At 62.0% G+C, this 19,271-nt stretch carries 20 protein-coding genes; 9 read left to right on the top strand and 11 right to left on the bottom strand.

Features of this window, described 5'->3' with window-relative positions; translation table 11 throughout:
• Nucleotide 1 precedes the first annotated feature (1 nt).
• Both AC1D08_RS27965 and AC1D08_RS27960 read left to right on the top strand, forming a co-directional pair.
• Nucleotides 2–562 (top strand): PhzF family phenazine biosynthesis protein, encoded by a 561-nt coding sequence (locus AC1D08_RS27965; RefSeq protein WP_457153590.1) that lies wholly within the window; start codon nucleotides 2–4, stop codon nucleotides 560–562.
• Entirely contained in the window at nucleotides 447–797 is a 351-nt protein-coding gene (locus tag AC1D08_RS27960; RefSeq protein ID WP_457153589.1) for a PhzF family phenazine biosynthesis protein, read from the top strand. The genes AC1D08_RS27965 and AC1D08_RS27960 overlap by 116 nt, the downstream gene beginning before the upstream one ends.
• A 35-nt stretch (nucleotides 798–832) precedes the next feature.
• Here the strand turns inward: AC1D08_RS27960 and AC1D08_RS27955 are convergent, their stop codons facing one another.
• The 4 genes from AC1D08_RS27955 to AC1D08_RS27940 all read right to left on the bottom strand — a co-directional run bounded on the left by AC1D08_RS27955 (nucleotide 833) and on the right by AC1D08_RS27940 (nucleotide 5,439).
• Complete coding sequence (locus AC1D08_RS27955) at nucleotides 833–1,459, bottom strand: glutathione S-transferase family protein (RefSeq protein ID WP_457153588.1); 627 nt, start codon at nucleotides 1,457–1,459, stop codon at nucleotides 833–835.
• A 24-nt stretch (nucleotides 1,460–1,483) separates the two neighbouring features.
• Nucleotides 1,484–2,695: an NADP-dependent isocitrate dehydrogenase gene (locus AC1D08_RS27950; protein ID WP_095085403.1), complete on the bottom strand. Its 1,212-nt coding sequence runs from the start codon at nucleotides 2,693–2,695 to the stop codon at nucleotides 1,484–1,486.
• A 345-nt stretch (nucleotides 2,696–3,040) separates the two neighbouring features.
• A complete protein-coding gene (locus AC1D08_RS27945) occupies nucleotides 3,041–4,018 on the bottom strand; it encodes a right-handed parallel beta-helix repeat-containing protein (RefSeq protein WP_477228574.1) in 978 nt (325 codons plus the stop codon).
• A gap of 440 nt (nucleotides 4,019–4,458) precedes the next feature.
• Entirely contained in the window at nucleotides 4,459–5,439 is a 981-nt protein-coding gene (locus tag AC1D08_RS27940) for a right-handed parallel beta-helix repeat-containing protein (RefSeq protein ID WP_095085684.1), read from the bottom strand.
• A 492-nt stretch (nucleotides 5,440–5,931) separates the two neighbouring features.
• Here AC1D08_RS27940 and AC1D08_RS27935 point away from each other — a divergent pair, with 492 nt between their 5' ends.
• Together AC1D08_RS27935 and murI are read left to right on the top strand one after the other, a co-directional pair.
• On the top strand, nucleotides 5,932–6,858 hold the full coding sequence (locus AC1D08_RS27935; RefSeq protein WP_457151358.1) for an RNA methyltransferase: 927 nt from the start codon (nucleotides 5,932–5,934) through the stop codon (nucleotides 6,856–6,858).
• Nucleotides 6,851–7,666, top strand: coding sequence for a glutamate racemase (gene murI, locus AC1D08_RS27930; RefSeq protein ID WP_457151357.1), 816 nt, complete (start codon nucleotides 6,851–6,853; stop codon nucleotides 7,664–7,666). Before AC1D08_RS27935 ends, murI begins: the two co-directional genes overlap by 8 nt.
• Here murI and AC1D08_RS27925 read toward each other — a convergent pair.
• Entirely contained in the window at nucleotides 7,663–9,045 is a 1,383-nt protein-coding gene (locus tag AC1D08_RS27925) for an RNB domain-containing ribonuclease (RefSeq protein ID WP_457151356.1), read from the bottom strand. The two genes, murI and AC1D08_RS27925, sit on opposite strands and share 4 nt — an antisense overlap.
• A gap of 164 nt (nucleotides 9,046–9,209) precedes the next feature.
• On the opposite strand from AC1D08_RS27925, the gene AC1D08_RS27920 reads away from it, so the two are divergent.
• The 4 genes from AC1D08_RS27920 to AC1D08_RS27905 all read left to right on the top strand — a co-directional run bounded on the left by AC1D08_RS27920 (nucleotide 9,210) and on the right by AC1D08_RS27905 (nucleotide 12,264).
• Complete coding sequence (locus AC1D08_RS27920) at nucleotides 9,210–9,398, top strand: DUF3008 family protein (RefSeq protein ID WP_457151355.1); 189 nt, start codon at nucleotides 9,210–9,212, stop codon at nucleotides 9,396–9,398.
• Nucleotides 9,399–9,747: 349 nt separating this feature from the next.
• Nucleotides 9,748–10,365, top strand: coding sequence for a 30S ribosomal protein S4 (gene rpsD, locus AC1D08_RS27915; protein WP_095085417.1), 618 nt, complete (start codon nucleotides 9,748–9,750; stop codon nucleotides 10,363–10,365).
• Nucleotides 10,366–10,553: 188 nt separating this feature from the next.
• Nucleotides 10,554–11,447 carry a tRNA 2-thiocytidine(32) synthetase TtcA gene (ttcA, locus tag AC1D08_RS27910; RefSeq protein WP_477424528.1) on the top strand — a complete coding sequence of 298 codons (894 nt, stop codon included), beginning with the start codon at nucleotides 10,554–10,556 and terminating at the stop codon, nucleotides 11,445–11,447.
• Complete coding sequence (locus tag AC1D08_RS27905) at nucleotides 11,437–12,264, top strand: inositol monophosphatase family protein (protein ID WP_477424526.1); 828 nt, start codon at nucleotides 11,437–11,439, stop codon at nucleotides 12,262–12,264. Before ttcA ends, AC1D08_RS27905 begins: the two co-directional genes overlap by 11 nt.
• Before the next feature lie 26 nt (nucleotides 12,265–12,290).
• Here AC1D08_RS27905 and AC1D08_RS27900 read toward each other — a convergent pair whose 3' ends face one another.
• The 6 genes from AC1D08_RS27900 to AC1D08_RS27875 form a co-directional block, all read right to left on the bottom strand.
• A complete protein-coding gene (locus tag AC1D08_RS27900; protein WP_457151352.1) occupies nucleotides 12,291–13,535 on the bottom strand; it encodes a multidrug effflux MFS transporter in 1,245 nt (414 codons plus the stop codon).
• Between the two features lie 163 nt (nucleotides 13,536–13,698).
• The gene (grxD, locus tag AC1D08_RS27895; protein WP_095085430.1) at nucleotides 13,699–14,034 is read right to left on the bottom strand and encodes a Grx4 family monothiol glutaredoxin; all 336 of its coding nucleotides are present in this window, start codon (nucleotides 14,032–14,034) and stop codon (nucleotides 13,699–13,701) included.
• A gap of 176 nt (nucleotides 14,035–14,210) precedes the next feature.
• On the bottom strand, nucleotides 14,211–14,444 hold the full coding sequence (locus AC1D08_RS27890; protein ID WP_010909092.1) for a BolA/IbaG family iron-sulfur metabolism protein: 234 nt from the start codon (nucleotides 14,442–14,444) through the stop codon (nucleotides 14,211–14,213).
• A 135-nt stretch (nucleotides 14,445–14,579) separates the two neighbouring features.
• A complete protein-coding gene (locus AC1D08_RS27885; RefSeq protein ID WP_457151350.1) occupies nucleotides 14,580–15,092 on the bottom strand; it encodes a hypothetical protein in 513 nt (170 codons plus the stop codon).
• Nucleotides 15,089–17,320, bottom strand: coding sequence for a phosphoribosylformylglycinamidine synthase subunit PurL (gene purL, locus AC1D08_RS27880; RefSeq protein ID WP_457151349.1), 2,232 nt, complete (start codon nucleotides 17,318–17,320; stop codon nucleotides 15,089–15,091). Before purL ends, AC1D08_RS27885 begins: the two co-directional genes overlap by 4 nt.
• A 164-nt stretch (nucleotides 17,321–17,484) precedes the next feature.
• Nucleotides 17,485–18,903, bottom strand: coding sequence for an aminotransferase-like domain-containing protein (locus AC1D08_RS27875; protein WP_477424524.1), 1,419 nt, complete (start codon nucleotides 18,901–18,903; stop codon nucleotides 17,485–17,487).
• Between the two features lie 94 nt (nucleotides 18,904–18,997).
• On the opposite strand from AC1D08_RS27875, the gene AC1D08_RS27870 reads away from it, so the two are divergent.
• Nucleotides 18,998–19,249 (top strand): DUF1127 domain-containing protein, encoded by a 252-nt coding sequence (locus AC1D08_RS27870; RefSeq protein ID WP_457151347.1) that lies wholly within the window; start codon nucleotides 18,998–19,000, stop codon nucleotides 19,247–19,249.
• The last annotated feature ends 22 nt before the right edge of the window (nucleotides 19,250–19,271 follow it).

The raw sequence follows: 19,271 nt of genomic DNA, 5'->3' as shown, positions 1-19,271 counted from the left end.
TGTGCCGACGCTGACCATGTACCAGGTCGATGCCTTTGCCGAGCGCGCCTTTCAGGGCAACCCCGCTGCCGTCCTCATCTTGCAGGACTGGCTGGCGGACGAGGTGATGCAGGCCATCGCAAACGAGAACAATCTTGCCGAAACCGCCTTGGCTCGGCCGAACGGCAAGGGCTGGGACTTGCGCTGGTTCACACCGGTTCATGAAGTCGACTTCTGCGGACACGCCACCCTGGCGACCGCCCATGTGCTGGCCTCGCAACACGATGTGGCCGATGACATGGCCTTTGCCACGCGAGTGGGCGAGTTGCGGGTCTCTCAGCGGCAAGGCGCCTACCAGCTCGATCTGCCATGCTTCCCGCCGCAGCCTGTCGATTGCGAAACCATGCTGGCGCTGCGGGAGATATTGTCGCCGCATCCGGTTGCGGGCTTTCGCAATTTTGAGAACCTTGTTCGTCGAGCTTGCCGACGAGCAATCCGTCCGGTCCTTCGTTCCCGACCTGCTCAGGATCGAAGCTTTTCACCCGCTCGGCCTTGTCATTACCGCGCACGGCCAAACGCATGATTTCGTCTCCCGCTATTTCGTTCCCGGAGCCGGCATCCCCGAGGATCCGGTGACCGGCTCAATTCATGCGACGCTGGTGCCGTACTGGGCTGAAAAACTCGGCAAGACCCACCTGTCGGCCTTCCAGTGCTCACAGCGTGGCGGGCATCTCTTGTGTGACCTGGCCGACGATCGCGTGCTGATCCTGGGTCGCGCCAAGACCTTCATGAAGGCGGAAATCTATCTTCCGGAATGAACGGCGGGCCGGATTGAACAACGGGCGCAGGCTGATCAGGCCGCAGGACCGCTCGCGGCAAAGCTTGGACGGGCAGCGATCCGGTCCCACCACGCCTGGATCTCGGGGAACTCCGCGAGCAGCTTTTGCCCCTCGGCGACCTTGACGAAATAGCCGATGATCGGCGCCGCATGCAGATCGGCCAGCGTCAGCTGGTCGCCAAGCAACCATGGACCCGGCGCTTTCAGTGAGGAGAGCGTCTGAAGCGCCTTGCTCGCCTGCGAAAGCCCTTTGGCGATCAGTGCCTCGTCGGGCGCCTCCTTCTCCAACCGTTCGACGGCGACATCCCAGACCATCGACCGATAGGCATAGGCGTCGAGCATGCCGATGAACTGGTTCATCCGCGCATGGCCGCGCGGATCCTTCGGCTGCAGCGCCGGCCCGTCAAAGGCTTCGTCGACATAGCCTGGAATCGCGCTCGTCTCGAAAAGGCGAAACCCGTCATGCTCGAAGGCCGGAATGCGGCCGAACGGGTGATGTTCGAAATACCAGGCGGGAATACCCTCGGCGGCAAAGACATCGACCGGCACAAGCCCGTAGTCGATGCCTTTCTCCTCGAGCACGAGCCTCACGATGCGCACATAGACGCTGTAGTCCGCGCCGTAGACGACGGGCTTGCCCATATACCCCTCCCGGGTCTTGCCTGGTCAGGCCATCGCCTTCTGCAGGTTCTCGTCGATCTTGTCGAGGAAGCCGGTGGTCGAGAGCCAGGGCTGGTCGGGGCCGATCAGCAGCGACAGGTCCTTGGTCATGAAACCGCTCTCGACCGTCTGGATGCAGACCTTTTCCAGTGTCTCGGCAAAGCGCTTCAGTTCGGCATTGTCGTCGAGCTTGGCGCGGTGCGCGAGGCCGCGCGTCCAGGCAAAGATCGAGGCGATTGAATTGGTCGAGGTCTCCTCGCCCTTCTGGTGTTGCCGGTAGTGGCGGGTGACGGTGCCGTGCGCGGCTTCGGCTTCCACCGTCTTGCCATCCGGTGTCATCAGCACCGAGGTCATCAGGCCGAGCGAACCGAACCCTTGCGCAACGGTATCGGACTGGACGTCGCCGTCATAGTTCTTGCAGGCCCAGACATAGCCGCCGGACCATTTCAGGCTGGACGCCACCATGTCGTCGATCAGCCGGTGCTCGTACCACAGCTTCTTCGACTTGAACTCGGCCTCGAACTCGGCCTCGTAGACTTCCTGGAAGATGTCCTTGAAGCGCCCGTCATAGGCCTTGAGGATGGTGTTCTTGGTCGAGAGATAGACCGGATAGTTGCGCAGCAGGCCGTAGTTCAGCGAAGCACGGGCGAATTCGCGGATGGAATCGTCGAGATTGTACATGGCCATGGCGACGCCGGCGCCCGGCGCATCGTAGACATCGTGCTCGATGACCTTGCCGTCCTCGCCGACGAACTTGATCGTCAGCTTGCCCTTGCCGGGAAAGCGGAAATCGGTGGCGCGGTACTGGTCGCCGAAGGCGTGACGGCCGACGATGATAGGCTTGGTCCAGCCCGGCACCAGGCGCGGCACGTTCTTCATGATGATCGGCTCGCGGAAGATGGTGCCGCCGAGGATGTTGCGGATGGTGCCGTTCGGCGACTTCCACATCTTCTTCAGCTTGAATTCCTCGACGCGCTGCTCGTCGGGCGTGATCGTCGCGCATTTCACGCCGACGCCGTATTTCTTGATGGCGTTGGCCGAATCGATGGTCACCTGGTCGTTGGTGGCGTCACGGTGCTCGATGCCGAGGTCGTAATATTCAAGCTTGAGGTCGAGATAAGGGTGGATCAGCTTGTCCTTGATGAACTGCCAGATGATGCGGGTCATCTCGTCGCCGTCGAGTTCGACGACCGGGTTCGCCACCTTGATCTTCGCCATGGAAAGAATGCCTCGTTCAACAGTTGGGTGATGGCGGGGCAGACCTCGCCAGAGCAGGGACTTCGCCTATAGCAAAGCGATCAGAGCGGTGCAAACCGGGACGACGCAGACGCAGGCTGCTGCCGGAGCAATTCCAGGAAAAGTGCGAAGCGGTTTTCTCGGGAAAAGCGCATGGCGCTTTTCCTCAGGGAATTGCGACAAAAACAAGAAAGATAGAGCGGTACGGCGTTTCCGTGAAACGGTGAACCGATCTGGCAATCGAGAACAAAAAAAGGCGATGCCGCGCTGCTCCTGATGGGCAACCGGCATCGCCTTGTTTCATGCTGCCGCGGAAGCGGCGGTCGCTTATTGCAAAGGCGCACCGCCGGGGCCCGGGAAGGCGGTGAGCGGTGTGCCGTCGGCTACGTTGCCGGAGATCATGTTGTTCTTGAACGACTGCACGGCGCCGCTCCCGGTATTGCTGACCCCGGTGACATTGCCGAATATCGTCGATGCGCCGAGAAAAGCGATGGCGCTTCCGTTGCCGCTGGCAGCGGCACCGTTCGCGTTGACACCGCTGCCGGCATTGCCGCTGATCGTGTTACCCGTAATCGTCGCACGCACCGGCGATGCCGCGGCGACGGATTTGATCGCCACGCCGTTGCCGGTGTTGCCGCTGATCAGGCTGTTGGTCAGCGTCAGGTTCATGGCAACGGTATTGCCGGTGCCGTCGACAAGAATGCCGCTGGCGCTGTTGGTGATTTCCACCCTCGAAAGGATGGCGTTGATACCAGCAGCCACGGACGATTTGATGAGAACGCCTTCAGCGCCTGACTCGGCTATGCGCGTGTTGCTTATGTAGAGTTCGCTGTTGGCGTTGGCGGCGAATTCGACGCCGTTGCCGCCCATCCGCTCTATGTTGCAGTCCTCGATATGCAGTTGACCCTGGCCAACCATCCGCACGCCGTCGAGGCCATTGCCTATACCGTCTATGTCGATACCGCGAAGATGCACCACCGAGCCGACCGGCGTGTTGACGATGATGCCATTCACGAGGGACGCGAGCACGCCAGCTTCAGTGTTTCTGCAGTCGATGGTGATGGATTTGGTGATGGTGACCGCGCCAAAACCGCCCGGGTCGATGCAGTTGATCTCGCCGGCCGTCGCCGTCTTCGAGATGGCACCGGCAAAAGTCTTGCAGGGTGCGGTCCGGCTGCACGGATTGGCGTCGTCACCAACGCCGGAAACCCACGTCCGCGTCGCTTGCGCGGAAGCTGGCGCAATCAGGAAGGCTGACGCGAGAGCCAACACAGCGAGTGAAAGGAAAAACCGTAAGATTTTCAATTGCCCCTCCTAGATTTGGCCAACGCCTCGTCGGCCATGGAAACCGGTGTCGATATGCTTGGGGCATAAATAAACGACGGGAGCGTGCAGGACACACTCCATCTTCGAAATACCAACCGTCGATACACTTTGAAAACCCAAGCGGTCGGGAGATTACCTTTTTCTAATTTGATTCTCCAGTGACGCGACGCGTCATCGTAAATAAATATACATTCGGATCGTTGATGATTTTTACAAATGGAAAATATCGTCAATGCCGGCACCGAGCACAGGGCGGGTCCATTTGTCGACGGCTTGGGCCGCCATGGTCGAGCGGTGCAACCGGGCAGCGGAAGACGCAGGCTCCTGCTATGGCAGTCGGGAACAAAGAGGCAATGCCGCCTATCCTTGAGGGCAGCCGGCATCGCCTTTGTTCACGCTACCGCGCAGGCTGTCGTCGCTTATTGCAGCGGCGTACCGCCAGGGCCCGGGAAGGCGGTGAGCGGTGTGCCGTCGGTTACGTTGCCGGCGATCATGTTGTTCTTGAACGACTGGACGGCGCCGCTCCCGGTATTGCTGACCCCGGTGACATTGCCGAAGATCGTCGATCCGCCGAGAAAGGCGATGGCGCTTCCGTTGCCGCTGGCAGCCGCACCGTTGGCGTTGACGCCGGCGCCGGCATTGGCGCTGATCGTGTTGCCGGTAATCGTCGCGCGCACCGGCGATGCCGCTGCGACGGATTTGACCACCACGCCGTTGCCGGTGTTGCCGCTGATCAGGCTGTTGGTCAGCGTCAGGTTCATGGCCACGGTGTTGCCCGTGCCGTCGATAAGAATGCCGCTGCCGCTGTTGGTGATTTCCACTCTTGAAAGGATGGCGTTGATACCAGCAGCCACGGACGATTTGATAAGAACACCTTCGGCGCCTGCCTCAGCTATCCGCGTGTTGCTTATGTAGAGTTCGCTGTTGGCGTTGGCGGCGAATTCGACGCCGTTGCTGGTCACCCGCTCTATGTTGCAGTCCTCGATATGCAGTTGACCTTGACCAAGCATACGCACGGCGTCGGCGCCTGTGCCTACACCGTCTAGATCGAGGCCGCGGAGATGCACTATCGAGCCGGCGGGAGCGTTGACGATGATGCCGTTCGTGCCGAGCGTAAAAAGCACACCGGCTTCAGTGTTTCTGCAGTCGATGGTGAGGGATTTGGTGATGGTGACCGCGCCAAAGCCGCCCGGATCGAGACAGTTGATCTCGCCGGCCGTCGCCGTCTTCGAGATGGCACCGGCAAACGTCTTGCACGGTGCCGTTCGGCTGCACGGATCGGCGTCGTTGCCAACGCCGGAAACCCACGTCCTAGTCGCCTGCGCCGAAGCTGGCGCAATCAGGAAGATCGATGCTGCAAGCAACACGGCGAGTGAAAGGAAAAATCGTACGATTTTCATTTGCCCCTCCTAGATTTGGCCAACGCCCTCGTCGGCCGTTGAAATCCGTGATGAAATGCCTGGGGCATGAATAGATGACGGGAGTGTGCAAGACACGCTCCGTCTTCTCAATACCATTCGTCAATACACGCTGGACCCAAGCGGGCGGGAGATTACCTTTTTCTAATTTGATTTTCCACCGACGCGATGCGTCATCGTAAATAAATATGCATTTGGATCGTAGATGATTTCTAAAAATGGGAAATATCGTCAATAGCAACAGCGAGGACCCGTGTTTCCATTTGCCGGCGGTTTGAGGCGCCCGGTCGAGCCATCACGCAGCAACGAGGTCGAATGTCTTTTGGTTGAGGGCACGAGTGCGATGCCGCATCCCGTCAATCTCCCGAGGGGACGGCACAAGGCTATTTGTCGGCCAAGTGGCGGATAACTCTTCAAAAAGCCGCATCGATATGGCACGACGCGGAGACTTCATGGCGCAATCACCTGGAAAACATGACCGGAACGGACTTTCAGCACGGCCTCACGACCGCTGGCCCGGCGATCATCCTCGTCGAGCCGCAGCTCGGTGAGAACATCGGCATGGTGGCTCGTGCCATGGCCAATTTCGGCCTGTCGGAACTGCGCCTGGTCAACCCTCGCGACGGTTGGCCGAGCGAGAAGGCGCGCGCGGCCGCCAGCCGCGCCGACCATGTCATCGACGCCGTCAAGGTGTTCGACGACCTGGCCTCGGCGCTCGCCGATCTGAACTTTGTTTTCGCGACCACGGCCAGGCAGCGCGACGGCTTCAAATCCGTGCGCGGCCCGGTGGAAGCGGGCAGGGTGCTTCGGACCCGTCACGCAATGGGGCAGCGCACCGGCATCCTGTTCGGCCGCGAGCGCTTCGGCCTCTACAATGACGAGGTCGGCCTTGCCGACGAGATCGTCACCTTTCCCGTCGATCCCGATTTCTCCTCGCTCAACATCGCCCAGGCGGCCTTGCTGATGTCCTACGAGTGGATGAAGTCCGGGCTGGAAGACGAGACCAAAACCAATTTTTCGGGCCCGGACATGAAGCCGGCAAGCAAGGAAGAGCTGCACGGCCTGTTCGCCTATCTCGAAGGCGCATTGGAAGCGCGCGGTTATTTCCGCCCCGCACCGAAGAAGCCGAAGATGGTCGACAATCTGCGCGCCGTGCTGACGCGTGCCGGTTTCGCCGAGCCGGAGCTGAAGGTGCTGCGCGGTATCATCTCGTCGCTGGACAGGTTTTCACCGGCGATGCCGCGTGGCGAGGGTTCGCCGGGCGACGATCCAAGACGCTTGCCGGCGGCCGTGGCGCGCGCCCGCAAGGCGGAAGGCGATCGCCTGGCAGACAAGGCAGACGGCACCGGCAAGGACGACGACATGCCGCCGCTCGGCGGAAAGGGAACCGACAATGACTGAGCGGCCGATCCTGATGTTCGATTCCGGCATCGGCGGCCTCACCGTGCTGCGCGAGGCGCGCGTGCTGATGCCCGACCGCCGCTTTGTCTATGTCGCCGACGATGCCGCCTTCCCCTATGGCGCCTGGGAGGAGCCGGCCCTCAACGCCCATATCCTTGGCCTGTTCGGCGCGCTGCTGGAAAAATTCCAGCCCGAGATTTCGGTCATCCCGTGCAACACCGCGTCGACGCTGGTGATCGACGCGTTGCGCGAGAAATTTCCCGGTCACCCTTTTGTCGGCACGGTGCCGGCGATCAAGCCGGCCGCCGAGCGCACGCGCTCAGGCCTCGTCTCGGTGCTGGCGACACCAGGCACGGTCAAGCGTCAATACACGCGCGACCTGATCAGCAAATGGGCGCAGAAATGCCATGTGCGGCTCGTCGGCTCGGACCGGCTGGCGCCGCTGGCGGAAATCTACATGCGCGAGGGGTTCGTCGACGAGGAGATCGTCCGCCAGGAGATCGCGCCCTGCTTCGTCGAGAAGGACGGCGCCCGCACCGACATCGTCGTGCTCGGCTGCACGCACTATCCGTTCCTGGCCAATCGCATGCGCAAGACCGCGCCCTGGCCGGTCGACTGGATCGATCCGGCCGAAGCGATCGCCCGCCGCGCCATGTCGCTGCTGGCGCCGGTCGACGGGCCATTGCCGGTGGGTGAGCCTGACATTGCGGTCTTCACCTCCGGCAAGGTGGATTTCGCCACCAGCCGGCTGATGCAGGGGTTCGGGCTGGTCGTGAGCCAGATGGCGGCGGAAACGTCTCCCACTTAAACAGGTTCGAAGACGATGCTGCGTTGATCTGGATCGGCCAAGATCAGCCTTAGCGTCAGATCGTCGCCCTGTCTAAGCCCGGAGGCCTTTACGTTGGCAACGACAGGCATGTCGGCAAGCTGAACGCGCACGCCATGGTCGACGACGTCGGTGACAGCAGCTTTGAACGTCTCGCCCTCGCGTCCCTTCAGCATCACCGCCTCGGCAAGGTCGATAGCCGCGTGGTTGATCTGCGAAGCATGGCTATCCGCACGCCCCATTACCTGCGGCAATCTGGCGAACGCGTCGGTGACAGCCTGGGACACCGGCTGGCCATTGGCGATGGCCAGCGCGCAGCGCACGACGTAGCGATCGGCCAGTCGCCTGAGTGGCGCCGTTGCATGGGCATAGGTCGCTGCCATCGCCTCATGCCAAGGCACAACACCTTCCTTATAGGGTTGGTAGGATGCGCCGGCGCTTGCATGGCGGATTTCCAGCATCAGCGCCGCCTGTTGCGGATCGGTCGGGTCAAGGGTTCGCTGATAGTCACGCAAGCTTGTGGAGGCCGGCCAAGACAGCCCGAGAGCCTGTGCCGCGCTGCGCAGTCTTTGCACCCTGAAAGCATCTGGCACCGACATCACCCGAAATAACCCGGTATGGTGCGCAAACATGGCGTCGGCAATCGCCATGTTTGCAGCCAGCGAAAGCGCGGCGTTGTCTTGCTCGGATTGCAGCAGCGGTCTGAACGAAAGCCGGAATGTACCATCGGCGAGCCTTTCAACCTCCTGCTCGGGTGGGTCGACGCGCGAAGCGCCACGACGCTCTTCGTTCATTGCCATGCGTCGCGCCATTTCGGCGAAGCCGGCCGGAACGTCTGAGGGCTTCACACTGTCATAGGCGAGCTTCGCGCGGCTTTGAATGATTGCCCGCTCCGCGCCGTCCAACTTCGTCGCACCGTCCTGCGCAACCCGGACCGTGAAGACAACCGCCGGCCGGGATCCATCCGGCAGCAGGCTCGCTGCACCCTCGGCAATTACCGGCGGGTAGAGCCCGGCCTTGCCGTCCGGCAAGTAAAGTGTCTCGCCCCGCGTCCAGGCTTCGAGATCGATCGCGTCACCGTCCTCGACGAACCAGGCTACGTCGGCAATGGCGTAATGCAGCAGAAGATCGCCGCCGCTCGCCTCGATTGAGAACGCCTGATCAAGATCGGTGGAGCTCGTCGGATCGAGCGTGACGAAGGGCATCGCTGTTCGATCGGCATGCTGGTTGGGCACACGTTTGGCCGCCGCCTCCGCGGCAGCCACGACGACTACCGGAAATCTATCTGGCACGTGGAATTCGGTGCGGATTTTCGCCAGGCCAGTGGAGAGAGCTTGTGAGGGATCGGTCAGAGACTTCATCCAGCCGTCCTACACTGGGGTTCCATACACGGGAAGGCTGCCAACGAGAATCGCCAAGCCTGAATAGGTGGCGAACTGGCACCAGCGGGCCGGGAACCGAGCCACCGGGACTGGAACCGTCACCAAACCGGGGCGTTTCTTCTGAAAGCAACGGAGAAACAGCCATGCCAGCCACCTCGAAAGCCCAGCAGAAAGCTGCCGGCGCCGCTTTGTCGGCCAAGCGCGGCGAGACCAAGAAGAGCGAGCTCAAAGGCGCTTCGAAGGGAATGTATGAATCGATGAGCGAAAAGCAACTCGAGGAGTTCGCCGAGACGAAGCGCAAGGGACTGCCGGAAAAGAAGTCGGACAGCTGACCCTGGTCGCGTGTCGTCTGGAAGCTGCACCAAAGTGCACTGCATCTACGCAGGAAAACGGGTATCTCGTCGCCGGGCCCTATGCCAGTCACAAGCTTGACACCGGTTGAATCTCGGTTTAACCAGCCGTCACAACCACCGGGCAGCGATGTCCGGTGTTTGTTTTGTATGCGCAAGATCAGGATGCCTAGTCGTATCCGATCTTGTTTGAAATGACGTGTCCCGTGGGTTTTCCGCCGCGTTGCGTGGGAAAACCCTGTCAGGTCTCGAAAACGGAGGCCAGAGGAGGGCGCGTTTCCTTCACCCGGACCATGAGGCTCCGGGTGTGTTGTTTTGAAAAGGGAATGCGATGAGCAAGCGCGAATCCGCGAAGTACAAGATCGACCGCCGTCTCGGCGAAAATATCTGGGGCCGCCCGAAGTCTCCGGTCAACAAGCGTGAATACGGCCCCGGCCAGCATGGCCAGCGCCGCAAGGGCAAGCTTTCCGATTTCGGCCTGCAGCTGCGCGCCAAGCAGAAGCTGAAGGGTCACTATGGCGACGTTTCGGAAAAGCAGTTCCGCAAGGTCTATGAAGAGGCCGATCGCCGCAAGGGCGATACCTCCGAGAACCTGATCGGCCTGCTCGAGTCGCGTCTCGACGCGGTTGTCTACCGCGCCAAGTTCGTGCCGACGATTTTCGCCGCCCGTCAGTTCGTCAACCACGGTCACGTCAACGTCAACGGCAAGCGCGTCAACATCGGCTCGTTCCGTTGCAAGCCGGGCGACGTCGTCGAAGTCCGCGAAAAGTCGAAGCAGCTGGTCATCGTTCTGGAATCGGTGGGCTTGGCCGAACGCGACGTGCCGGACTACATCGAAGCCGATCACAACAAGATGGTCGCGACCTTCTCGCGCATTCCCGGCCTGGCTGACGTTCCGTTCGCCGTGCAGATGGAACCGAACCTCGTCGTCGAGTTCTATTCGCGCTAAGCGACGAATTCCATTCGCGCCAAGCGAACGCATTTTGCGACACCATCCAAAGGCCGCCCGTCGAGGCGGCCTTTTCTTTGTCTGCCATGTCCGCTAATCCGGGCGCTCCGAGCAATTCCAGGAAAAGTGGGAACCGGTTTTCCGCCCGGAATTGCTCCGAACAAAGTGTCCACCGAAAGCGACATGCCATGAACATGCTGCCAGACATCGAAACGCTTGAACCGATTGCCGACGGCGAAGGCGGCTTCCATCCGCTGTTTGCCGATGTACCGTCCTCGGTCGAGTTCAACAAATTGCGCAAGCGGCTGCTGCGTCTCACCCGTCAAGCGATCGAGGATTTCTCGATGGTCAAGCCCGGCCAGCGCTGGCTTGTAGCGCTGTCGGGCGGCAAGGATTCCTACGGGCTGCTCGCGGTGCTGCTCGACCTCAAATGGCGCGGGCTGTTGCCTGTCGATTTGCTGGCCTGCAACCTGGACCAGGGCCAGCCGAATTTCCCCAAACACATCCTGCCGGACTATCTCGACAGCCACGCCATACCGCACCGGATCGAGTATCAGGACACCTATTCCGTCGTCACCGACAAGCTGCCCGAGGGCAGCACCTATTGCTCGCTCTGCTCGCGTCTCAGGCGCGGCCATCTCTATCGCATCGCGCGGGAGGAGGGGTGCTCGGCGCTGGTGCTCGGCCACCATCGCGAGGACATTCTGGAGACCTTCTTCATGAACCTGTTCCATGGTGGCCGTCTTGCCGCCATGCCGCCGAAACTGCTCAACGACGAGGGCGACGTCATGGTGCTGCGGCCGCTGAGCTACTGCGCCGAAACCGACCTCGAGAAGTTCGCCGTGGCGATGCGGTTCCCGATCATTCCCTGCGATCTCTGCGGCAGTCAGGAAGGCCTGCAGCGCAACGCAATGAAGGTGATGCTCGAGGATATCGAAAAGCGTATGCCCGGCCGCAAGGACACCATGATCCGCGCGCTGTCCAACACCAGGCCGTCGCACCTGCTCGACAGAAAACTGTTCGACTTCGCCGCGCTCAACGACACCCTCACCACCAGGCAAGATGTTTCCAATGACATTTGACGACACCGCGATCGACTGGCTGGCCGGCATTCTGGCCGAGGCGGCAGAGGTCGAGATCATGCCGCGCTTTCGCAGGTTGGGCGACGGCGACATCCGGCAGAAGACCTCGGCCGCCGACCTGGTGACCGAGGCCGACGTCAATGCCGAGCGCCTGATCACCGCCACGCTGCGCAAGCGCTATCCTTCGGCGATGGTGGTCGGCGAGGAAGCCTGTTCCGACAATCCGGCGCTGCTTGATGGCCTTGGCGATGCCGACCTGGCGTTCGTCATCGACCCGGTGGACGGCACCTTCAATTTCGCGTCCGGCGTGCCGCTGTTCGGCGTCATGCTGGCGGTGGTGGTCAAGGGCGAGACGGTTGCCGGCATCATCCACGATCCGGTCGGCAAGGACTGGCTGATCGGCGCCAAGGGCGCCGGCAGCCATATCCGCCATGCGCATGGTAGCCTTGAGAAGGTGCATGTCGCGGCGCCCGCGCCGATCTCGGAAATGACCGGCTCTGTCTCCTGGCAATACATGCCCGAACCGGAGCGGTCGCGGCTGGCGCGCAACCAGACCAAGATCCTGTCGCAATTCGCCTATCGCTGTGCGGCACACGAATATCGCCTGTTGGCCAGCGGCCATGCCCATTTCGTCGTCTACAACAAGCTGATGCCGTGGGATCATCTGGCCGGTGTGCTGATCCATGTCGAGGCCGGCGGCCACGCCGCGCGTTTCGACGGCAGCGCCTATCTGCCGTCGCATGTTGGCGGTGGCCTGCTTGTCGCTCCGGATAGGGAAAGCTGGCAGGTCCTGCGTCACGAACTCTGGGCTGAGTAGCCGCACCGCTCCCGTGCAGGGTCGCCTCAAACCGGCGGGTTGTGTGGCTGAAACATCTTGCCGCGTTCGGCGATCAGGATCATCAGAAGCGCTGCCACCGACACGCTGCAGAAGCCGGCGGCCAATGGCGTTACCGTGCCGTTGAAGGCTTGGCCGATCAGCGTGCCGAGAATGCCGCCGATAAAGGTCTGCATGAAGCCCAGTATGGATGACGCCGTGCCGGCCAGTTGGCCGAGCGGCTCCATGGCCAGCGCATTGAAATTCGCGCCGAGCGCACCGAACGGAAGCATGGCACTGGCAAAAAGGGTGATGAACAGCCAGAGCGGCATCTTCATTTCCAGGGAAACCACCAGCCAGACCAGGCTGATAGTCAAAAACAGCAGGAGAGCGCTCTGCGACAGTCGGCGCATGCCGATGCGGCCGACAAGGCGTGAGTTCAAATAGTTGGAAAAAGCGAGCACGCCGGCGACACCGGCGAAGATCACCGGGAACATCTCGCCGACGTTGAAGACGTCGACATAGATCTGTTGCGCCGAAGCGATGAAGCCGAACATGGCGCCGACGATGAAAGTGCTGGCGAAGGCGTAGCAGAGCGCCATGCGGTTGGTCAGCACGATGCGGAAGCCGCCGACGACGGATGAAACCGTCAGCGGCCTGCGATACTCCGGATGCAGCGTCTCGGGCAGGCGCAGCAGCGACCACGCCGACACGATCAGCGCGCCGACAGCCATGGTGACGAAGATCCAGTGCCAGCTTGCAAACAGCATGATGAACTGGCCGATCCCCGGCGCAATGACGGGTATCGCCATGAACACCATGAAGATCAGCGACATCACCTCGGCCATGCGACGGCCGTCGAACGTATCGCGCACGATCGAGATGGCGATGACGCGTGTGGCGGCAGCGCCAATGCCTTGCACGGCGCGGCACAGCAGAAGTGTTTCAAAGCTTGGCGCAACAGCTGCCGCCGCAGCCGCGGCGACATAGATCACCAGCCCGGCAACCAGCGGCGCACGACGTCCGAAGCGATCCGAGAGCGGACCGAAAAAAAGCTGGCCGCCGCCGAAGCCCAGAATATAGGCTGTTATGACATATTGCCGATGGTTTTCATTCTCGACGCCGAGCGAGGCGCCGATCTGTTGCAGGGCCGGCAGCATGATGTCGATGGCCAGCGAGTTCAGCGCCATCAGCGCGGCGCACAGCGCGATGAACTCCCAGCGCGGAATGGGCAGTTTGCTTGCCGATAGCGGCGCTGCTGTTGGCTGGTCCACGGCAAGTCCGATCTCTCAAACGAAAACGCGCCGGCGGGCCGGCGCATTGGCTCGTCTTGGTCCCGGTATCCGGGACATATTAATTGCCGAGGTGGGGCTGCCCGGGCGCCTGGTGCATGAACCGAAAAACGACGTCGATTTTCAGTTCATGCAAAAACAGAAATCAGGCGGCGCCTTTGACGCCGACGCCCTTCTCGACGAGGAACGTCTGCAGTTCGCCTGCCTGGAACATCTCGCGGATGATGTCGCAGCCGCCAACGAATTCACCCTTGACGTAAAGCTGTGGGATCGTCGGCCAGTTGGAATATTCCTTGATGCCCTGGCGCAGCTCGGCCGAGGTCAGCACGTCCACGCCTTTGTAGTCGGCGCCGATATAGTCGAGGATCTGGACGACCTGGCCGGAAAATCCGCACTGCGGAAAGCCGGGCGTGCCCTTCATGAAAAGGACGACGTCGTTGCCCTTCACTTCATTGTCGATGTAGTCGTTGATGCCGCTCATAAAATATCCTTTCCCGCCTGTGGGAGTCAGGCTCGAAACATACCTTTCAAATAAACCCAACGATTGCTCGAAACAAGACGTTAGCCGTGCCGTAGCTGAAATGGCGCAAACGATGGGCCGTTTTGGGCCAAGTGGTCTTCGCTGCTGCCGGTTAAGCGGTCTTGTTCTGGTGCGGATTAGTCGGGAACGCTTGTCTGCAGGGCGAGCGCATGCAGCACGCCGCCCATGTTGCCCTTCAGCGCGTCATAGACCATCTGGTGCTGCTGCACGCGGCTCTTGCCGCGAAAGCTCTCGGCCACCACCTCGGCCGCGTAGTGGTCGCCGTCACCGGCCAGATCGCGGATCGTCACCTTGGCGTCCGGAATGCCGTCCTTGATCAGTTTTTCGATGTCGTGGGCATCCATTGCCATGGCAAAATCCTGTTTCGAGCGGCCGATGGTCGGCCTTAAGATAAGAGTCGGGTGAGCCTAAAGCCTTTCTCGTCCGGATTGAAGCCGTTCAGACCTTGCCACCGGCAAGAAGGTCCTGGGGCCTCAGAAGCAGACTTAGGCTGGTGGGCTTGCTTCGTCCTCGCCCACATCCTCGCGCGTCGAAAAGGCGCGGCCAAGGCTGAAGGCCAGGACATAGAGCGGAATGTTTATTATCAGGCTGACGATGGGGAGATAGCTCGTCATTTGCCAGGCGGGCGAGAAGAATGGCTGGCCGTAGCCATCGCAGACAAGCGAAGAGCCATATTCCCACAGCGCTCCAACGACCACCGCGGCGGCAAAAAGCTTGATGCAGGTGACAATATGCCTTGCTCGCGCCGGCTCTGGCAAAAGCCGATCCCATAGCACCAGGCACAGGATTGGAATCGCATAGATCAAGTTCTGTACCGCAAGCATCGGAATGGTGCCGTTGGCCGCGGCGAGGAACTCGGCACGTGTTTCCAGCCGCGCGCAAACCTCGCTCGAGGTCGTTGACAGCAGGAACAGGACGAACGGCCCGAGGAACCAGAAGAAGAACAGCGACGGCCAGAAAACGACTGCAAGCAGCGCCCGGGCAGCCAGTCTGGTCAACTGGCCTGATCCATGAAGCGGGGGAACCAGCCTTCGTGCGCCACGCTCAGTTCGCCGACCGGAATCGCCCGCGCCTCGCCAAGCTTCAGCGCGCTGCCGCCGGTCGAACCGATCCACGGCGCGAAGATGCCGAGTTCGCCTTGCTGCTTGCGAATGGCGTCCCATTCATCGCTATCCGGATCGATCGACAGCGTCAGGAGATAGCGGCCCTGATCCTCGCCGAACCAGACCGGGATCGGATCGGTGCCGACAAGCCCGGGAACCGTGGCGCCGATGCCCGACGCCATCGCCATCTCGGCCAGCGCCACGGCCATGCCACCGTCGGAAACGTCATGCGCCGCCGTGACGATGCCGGATGCAATCAGCGCGCGCACATGGTCGCCAACGCGCTTTTCATGCTCGAGATCCACCGGCGGCGGGGGACCGTCGCTGCGCCCATGGATGTCGCGCATATAGACCGACTGGCCAAGATGCGTTCCCCAGGAAGCGGGCGCGCCGACCAGCAGGATCATCTGGCCCTGCGCCGCAAAACCGGTGCGCACCATCTTCGACCAGTCGGCGATCAGGCCGACACCGCCGATGGTCGGCGTCGGCAGGATGCCCTGGCCGTTGGTCTCGTTGTAGAGCGAGACATTGCCGGAGACGATCGGGAAGCCGAGCGCGCGGCAGGCATCACCGATGCCTTTCACCGCGCCGACCAGCTGGCCCATGATCTCAGGCCGTTCCGGGTTGCCGAAATTGAGATTGTCGGTGGCCGCCAGCGGCAGCGCGCCGGTGGCAGTCAGGTTGCGCCAGCACTCGGCCACTGCCTGCTTGCCACCCTCATAGGGGTCGGCCTCGCAATAGCGCGGCGTCACGTCGGAGGAGAAGGCGAGCGCCTTGGTGGCATGGCCGTCGACGCGCACCACGCCGGCATCGCCGCCGGGAAGCTGCAGCGAATTGCCCTGGATCAGGGTGTCGTACTGCTCCCACACCCAGCGGCGCGACGATAGGTCCGGTCCGCCGAGCAGCTTCAAAAGCGCCTCGGCGACGTCGGCCTGCGGAACGTCGTTGGCGGCAAGCGGCGCGGGCTTTTTGGGTTCGACCCAGGGGCGATCATACTCCGGTGCCTTGTCGCCGAGATCCTTGATCGGCAGGTCGGCGACCTCGTCGCCCTGGTGCAGCACGCGAAAACGCAGATCGTCGGTGGTCTTGCCGACGATGGCGAAGTCGAGGCCCCATTTGTGGAAGATTGCCTCGGCTTCCTTTTCCTTTTCGGGGCGCAGCACCATCAGCATGCGCTCCTGGCTTTCCGACAGCATCATCTCATAGGCGCTCATGCGCTCTTCGCGCACCGGCACCTTGTCGAGATCGAGCTCGATACCGAGATCGCCCTTGGCGCCCATCTCGACCGCCGAGCAGGTGAGGCCGGCCGCACCCATGTCCTGGATGGCGATGACCGCGCCTGAGGCCATCAGTTCGAGGCAGGCTTCCAGCAGGCACTTTTCGGTGAAGGGGTCGCCGACCTGCACGGTCGGGCGCTTCTCGTCGATCTTGTCGTCGAATTCGGCCGACGCCATGGTGGCGCCGCCGACGCCGTCGCGGCCGGTCTTGGCGCCGAGATAGACGACCGGCAGGCCGACGCCCTTGGCTTCCGACAGGAAGATGGCGTCTGTCTTGGCTATGCCGGCGGCAAAGGCGTTGACCAGGATGTTGCCGTTGTAGCGGGCGTCGAAATTGACCTCGCCGCCCACCGTCGGCACGCCGAAGGCGTTGCCGTAGCCGCCGACGCCGGAAACCACGCCGGAGACCAGGTGCCTGGTCTTGGGATGGTCGGGCGCGCCGAAGCGCAGCGCATTCATCGCCGCGACCGGCCGGGCGCCCATGGTGAAGACGTCGCGCAAGATGCCGCCGACGCCGGTCGCCGCACCCTGGTAGGGCTCGATGAAGGAGGGATGGTTGTGGCTCTCCATCTTGAAGACGACGCAGTCGCCGTCACCGATGTCGACCACGCCGGCATTCTCGCCTGGACCCTGGATGACCTGCGGGCCAGTGGTCGGCAAGGTGCGCAGCCATTTCTTCGAGGATTTGTACGAGCAGTGCTCGTTCCACATCGCCGAGAAGATGCCGAGTTCGGTGAAGGTCGGCTCACGGCCGACGAGGTCGAGGATGCGCTGGTACTCGTCGGGCTTCAGCCCATGCGCGGCGATGAGTTCGGGGGTGATCGGCACGGAATTGGAAATGGTCATGGGCGGCGGTTTGTATCCGGAGCGTTGGGATTTTGAGTCCCGTCTTATCGCAAGCCTTGCGACCGATACACCCCATGGATCGACGAAAAACGCGCGAAAGCCGGACAAAGCCGCAGGCCGATCCCGAGCAGGCAGCGATCCCTCGCGACAAGACGGCTCATGGCTCAGGAGAAGCTGTCGTAGCCGGCGCGACCCTCATCCAGCAGACGCCTGATGACCGCGACGCCTTCGGCGATGTCCTTGCGCTGCCTCGGCTGCGAAACACCGAAGCGGACGCCGTGGAAAACCTGCTCGGAGCGGCCGGCCTTGAATTCGTCCTCGTCGTCGATCAGCACGCCATGTTCGAGACAAGCGTTCTTGAAGGTGCCGGAAAGCCAGGGGTCGGGCAGGGTCAGCCAGACAAAGGGAACCTTTTCGTGTGACTTGAACGCGAATCCGGCCAGCGTCTCGCGCACGATGGCAATCCGGGCGCTGATTTCGGTGATACTGCGTTTGCGTATCTCGTCTGCCTGGCCGGACATCACCAGCCTTGTATTCACCTCCGCCAGCAGGAAAGGCATGCCGCCGGTCATCATCTTGTGGGCGACGCGGATGCGATGGCGATAGGCGGGCGGGCAGGACAGCCAGCCGCCGCGCACACCCGCCGCGACCGATTTCGACAGGCCGCCGGCGACAATGGTGCGTTCGGGCGCGTATTCGGCCAGCAGCGGCGTCGGATCATCGGTCAGGTTGCCGTAGAGATCGTCCTCGATGAGAACGACATTGTATTCGCGTGCGACACGCGCGATCGCCTCGCGGCGCGCCGCCGACAACGTCACCAGCGTGGGATTCTGCGCCGTCGGCATCAGGAAGATCATTCGGGGATGCTTTTGCGCGCAGACGCGCTCGAAATCGGCCGGGTCGATGCCCTGGTCGTCCGACGCCACCAGCGCGGTGCGCCGGCCGATCAGACCGGCGCTGCGGGAAATCTGCGAGTAGGTGAGGTGCTCGAAGGCGACATAATCGCCGGGCGTTGTCAGCGCTGCGATCGCCGCCATCACAGCGGCATGTGTGCCCAGCGTTGGAACGATGGCGTCGGCGTTCGGGCGAAACGAATTGCGCGACAGCCAGCGGGCGCCGGCTTCGTACCAGCGGTCCGGAAAATCCCGCGTGTAGCTTGAAATCTCATGCGGATAATCCTGCGCCGCGCGCGTCAGGACATCGGCGACTATGGCGCCCTGGCCGATGTCGGGCGCGGCCGTGCTGTCGAAACGCAGCTTGCCGCGCGGCGCATCGATATGGCGTGTGCCTTCGCCGGTGACGTCTGGAGCCAGCGAGGTCGGCCTCGCATCATCGGCGCGCTGGCCGAGCACATAGGTTCCGCGTCCGACTTCTCCGCTCACCAGCCCTCGTTCGCGCAGCAATTGGTAGGCCCGGCCGACCGTGCCGACGGTGGTGCCGATGTCGTAGGCGAGGTCGCGTTGTGGCGGCAGCTTTGCCCCCGCATCGATCACCCCCCGGTCGATGTCCGTTTCGATGGAATCCGCAAGCCGTTGATACAGCGGCCCGGAGCCGGCGGTGAGATCTGGAAGCCAATTTGTCATGGTGACAATTTTCTATATTGCACCGGATTGTGAGTCAATACATATCAGATCGGCGCCAAAAAAGGGTGCAATTTGGAAATCTGGTAGAAAGAAAATGAATACAATCGCGACAATCAGCCATTCGAGAGCCGAGTCATCGGGTCAATCGACACGCCCATCGGGCCGGCGCGGCTTTGCCGGCCGTCTGGTGCATGTGGTCCGGTCGCTGGCGAAATGGATCGACTATCTGCTGGAGCGCCGGCGCAGCCGGCTGGTATTGCTTGAGATGACCGATGATCAGCTCAAGGATATCGGTGTCTCGCGCTGCGATGCCCACCGCGAGGCCATCAGGCCGTTCTGGGACTGACCATCCCAAGAAGCGGGACCGG

Source organism: Mesorhizobium sp. P2_E6 (assembly GCF_056403835.1).
This window is presented reverse-complemented; position numbering and strand designations above follow the sequence as displayed.

Excerpts from the sequence above, each read along its gene's own strand:
- rpsD (WP_095085417.1), top strand. The coding sequence starts at position 9,748 with ATGAGCAAGCGCGAATCCGCGAAGTACAAGATCGACCGCCGTCTCGGC.
- AC1D08_RS27925 (WP_457151356.1), bottom strand. The coding sequence starts at position 9,045 with ATGAAGTCTCTGACCGATCCCTCACAAGCTCTCTCCACTGGCCTGGCG.
- AC1D08_RS27905 (WP_477424526.1), top strand. The coding sequence starts at position 11,437 with ATGACATTTGACGACACCGCGATCGACTGGCTGGCCGGCATTCTGGCC.
- AC1D08_RS27870 (WP_457151347.1), top strand. The coding sequence starts at position 18,998 with ATGAATACAATCGCGACAATCAGCCATTCGAGAGCCGAGTCATCGGGT.
- AC1D08_RS27875 (WP_477424524.1), bottom strand. The coding sequence starts at position 18,903 with ATGACAAATTGGCTTCCAGATCTCACCGCCGGCTCCGGGCCGCTGTAT.
- purL (WP_457151349.1), bottom strand. The coding sequence starts at position 17,320 with ATGACCATTTCCAATTCCGTGCCGATCACCCCCGAACTCATCGCCGCG.
- AC1D08_RS27920 (WP_457151355.1), top strand. The coding sequence starts at position 9,210 with ATGCCAGCCACCTCGAAAGCCCAGCAGAAAGCTGCCGGCGCCGCTTTG.
- AC1D08_RS27940 (WP_095085684.1), bottom strand. The coding sequence starts at position 5,439 with ATGAAAATCGTACGATTTTTCCTTTCACTCGCCGTGTTGCTTGCAGCA.
- AC1D08_RS27955 (WP_457153588.1), bottom strand. The coding sequence starts at position 1,459 with ATGGGCAAGCCCGTCGTCTACGGCGCGGACTACAGCGTCTATGTGCGC.
- AC1D08_RS27935 (WP_457151358.1), top strand. The coding sequence starts at position 5,932 with ATGACCGGAACGGACTTTCAGCACGGCCTCACGACCGCTGGCCCGGCG.
- grxD (WP_095085430.1), bottom strand. The coding sequence starts at position 14,034 with ATGAGCGGCATCAACGACTACATCGACAATGAAGTGAAGGGCAACGAC.
- AC1D08_RS27950 (WP_095085403.1), bottom strand. The coding sequence starts at position 2,695 with ATGGCGAAGATCAAGGTGGCGAACCCGGTCGTCGAACTCGACGGCGAC.
- ttcA (WP_477424528.1), top strand. The coding sequence starts at position 10,554 with ATGAACATGCTGCCAGACATCGAAACGCTTGAACCGATTGCCGACGGC.
- murI (WP_457151357.1), top strand. The coding sequence starts at position 6,851 with ATGACTGAGCGGCCGATCCTGATGTTCGATTCCGGCATCGGCGGCCTC.
- AC1D08_RS27890 (WP_010909092.1), bottom strand. The coding sequence starts at position 14,444 with ATGGCAATGGATGCCCACGACATCGAAAAACTGATCAAGGACGGCATT.